This window comes from Acidisphaera rubrifaciens HS-AP3 (assembly GCF_000964365.1).
GTDB lineage: Bacteria > Pseudomonadota > Alphaproteobacteria > Acetobacterales > Acetobacteraceae > Acidisphaera > Acidisphaera rubrifaciens.
In genome coordinates this window covers 1-2,642 of record NZ_BANB01000416.1, presented here as the reverse complement: position 1 = coordinate 2,642, position 2,642 = coordinate 1, and the positions used below count along the sequence as shown (strand labels likewise).

The 2,642-nt window shown below is 70.9% G+C and carries 2 protein-coding genes; both read right to left on the bottom strand.

Going from position 1 to position 2,642, the window contains the following annotated elements:
- Positions 1-196: 196 nt before the first annotated feature.
- Positions 197-1,528: an MFS transporter gene (locus tag B8460_RS12195; protein ID WP_048861876.1), complete on the bottom strand. Its 1,332-nt coding sequence runs from the start codon at positions 1,526-1,528 to the stop codon at positions 197-199.
- A 99-nt stretch (positions 1,529-1,627) separates the two neighbouring features.
- Positions 1,628-2,642: peptidoglycan -binding protein (locus B8460_RS12190; protein ID WP_048861875.1), on the bottom strand; the 1,015-nt coding region annotated here is incomplete at its 5' end.

Sequence of the window (2,642 nt, the reverse complement as noted above, 5' to 3'; positions counted from 1 at the left end):
GTCAGCGGATCGGCGTGGCCCGTGATCAGCCGCGCGACGATGAAGCCGCTCGCCCACAGGACGACGAAGCACGCGGGCGCCAGCCGGGCGCCCAGGGACTGCAATGACACGGGGGCCTGCCTGACGGGTGTGGCGCCCGCGCCAGGCGGCGCGGGCGGGCGAGGGATGGCGTGGACGGGCGATGGTGCGGAGGGGGTCAGCCGGCGCGGTCGTATTCGGCGGAGATGTCGCGGCCCGTATAGTCGGGCATCAGCATCGTGGCGAGCACGCTGATGACCGCGCAGGCGCCGATATACAGCGAGATCGCCATGCCGGAGTGATAGCGCGCGAACAGCGCCGTCGCGATCAGCGGCGCCGGCCCGCCCGCGATGATGGACGCGAGCTGATAGCCGAGGGAGGCGCCGCTGTAGCGCAGGCGCGGGGTGAACGCCTCGGCGATCAGCGCCGCCTGCGGCCCGTACATCATGTCGTGCGGGATCAGCGACAGCACGATCGCCGCGAACACCAGCACCGGCGCCCCGGTATCGAGCAGCGGGAAGTACAGGAACCCGAACACCCCCGTCGCGACGGCGCCCAGGAGGTACATCCGGCGCCTCCCGATCACGTCCGAGATATGTCCGGACACCGGGATGGTGACGAAGGCGACGCACGCCGCCGCCAGCACCGCGGCGAGGATGAGGTCGCGCGAGATGTGCAGCGTGCCGGTCGCATAGGCGAAGACGAAGGCGGTGTAGATGTAGAACGGCGCCTGTTCGGCCATGCGCAGCAGGGCGGACAGGATGATCTCGCGCGGCTGGCGGCGGATCACCTCGACGATGGGGGCCTTTTCGATCTTGCGCTCGGCGACCAGCGCGCGGAACACCGGCGTCTCCAGGATGCCGAGGCGTATCCACAGCCCGATCGCGATCAGCACGATCGACAGCAGGAACGGGATCCGCCAGCCCCAGGCCGCGAAGCTCGCGCCGGACCAGGTGCTGAAGGCCAGCACCGCGAGATTGGCGAGGAACAGGCCGGCCGGCACGCCGAATTGCGGCCAGGACGCCACCAGCCCGCGCCGTTTGGAGCCGCGCGCCCATTCCATCGAGATCAGCACCGAGCCGCCCCACTCGCCGCCCACGCCGATGCCCTGCAGCATGCGCAGCACCGTCAGGATCACCGCGCCCCAGATGCCGATCGTCGCATAGCCGGGCACGAAGCCGATCAGGAAGGTGGAGAAGCCCATCAGCAGCAGGGTGGAGATCAGCGTCGCCTTGCGCCCGATGCGGTCGCCGTAATGGCCGAAGATCGCCGCCCCGATCGGCCGGCCGATGAAGCCGATGAAATACGTGCTGAACGAGGCGAGCGTCGCCGTCAGCGGCGCCTCGTGCGGGAAGAACAGCTTGGGGAACACCAGGCCGGCGGCGGTGCCGTAGACGAAGAAATCATACCATTCGATCGTGGTGCCGACCGTCGCCGCGATCACCGCCCGGCGCAGCTGCGTGCCGTGCTCCGCCTCCGACAACACCCCGCCGCTCGTCGTGACCGCCATGGCACCCCCCCGTCGCTGCCGGCGCCGCGCGGGCATCCGGTCTGATTTTCCCGCACCATGCCGCCCCGCACGGCACGCGACAAGGCGGCGGCGGGGGCGTCAGCGATCCGTCAGGCGCAGCTCGATCCGGCGGTTCCTGGCATAGGCGGCCGGCGTGTCGGCGGCATCCAGCGGCTGATAGTCGGCAAAACCGGTGGCGGCGAGGTGGTCGGGCGGCACGCCGTCGGCGATCAGCAGCTTGACCACGGTGATCGCGCGCGCCGCCGACAGCTCCCAGTTGCTGGCGAAACGGCCGTGGTCGATCGGCTGCCGGTCCGCATGGCCATCGACGCGCAGGATCCACGGCAGGTTGGCCGGTATCTCCGACGCGATCTGCTTGATCGTCTTGGCGAGCGCGCCGATCTCGTCGGCGCCCGACGGCGTGAGGTCGGCGCTGCCGACGGGGAACAGCACCTCGCTCTGGAACACGAACCGGTCGCCCACCACCTGCAGCCCCGGCCGCCCGGCGAGCACGTCGCGCAGCCGGCCGAAGAACTCGCTGCGGTAGCGCTGCAGCTCCTCCACCTTCTTCGCCAGCGCGGCGTTGAGCTTTTCGCCAAGATTGCTGATCTGCGCGTCCTTGTCGCGCATCGTCGCCTGCGCGAGGTCAAGCGCGCCCGATACCTGCTGCAGCTGCGCGCGCATCGCCGCCACCTGTTGGTTGAGCAGCGCGATCTGCGCCCGCGCGGACTGGCCGAGATCCTTCTCCTGCGCGAGCTGCGCCTCCACCGCCGCCCGGCGCTCCTGCTCGGTGGTGGCGCGCGCGGCCGCGTCCTGCACCTTTTGCTCCAGCTCGTCGCGCAGGGCGCTCAGCGCCTTCAGCTCCTGGTTCAAGTTCGCGAGGTCGGATAGCTTGGCGTCGATCGTCGCGCGGTCGGCGGTCACGGTGCGGTCGAGCGCCGCCGCCTGCGCCTGCATCTCCGCCAGATGCCGCTTCGCCTCGGCCAGCGCCGTCGCGGTGCGGGCGGCATCCTGTCCCGCCGCGTCCGCCTGCGCCGCCGCCGTGGCCAAGCGGGATTCGAGCGCCTGTTCCTGCGCCGTGGCCGATGTCGCCTGCGCGCGCGCGTCCGCCAGC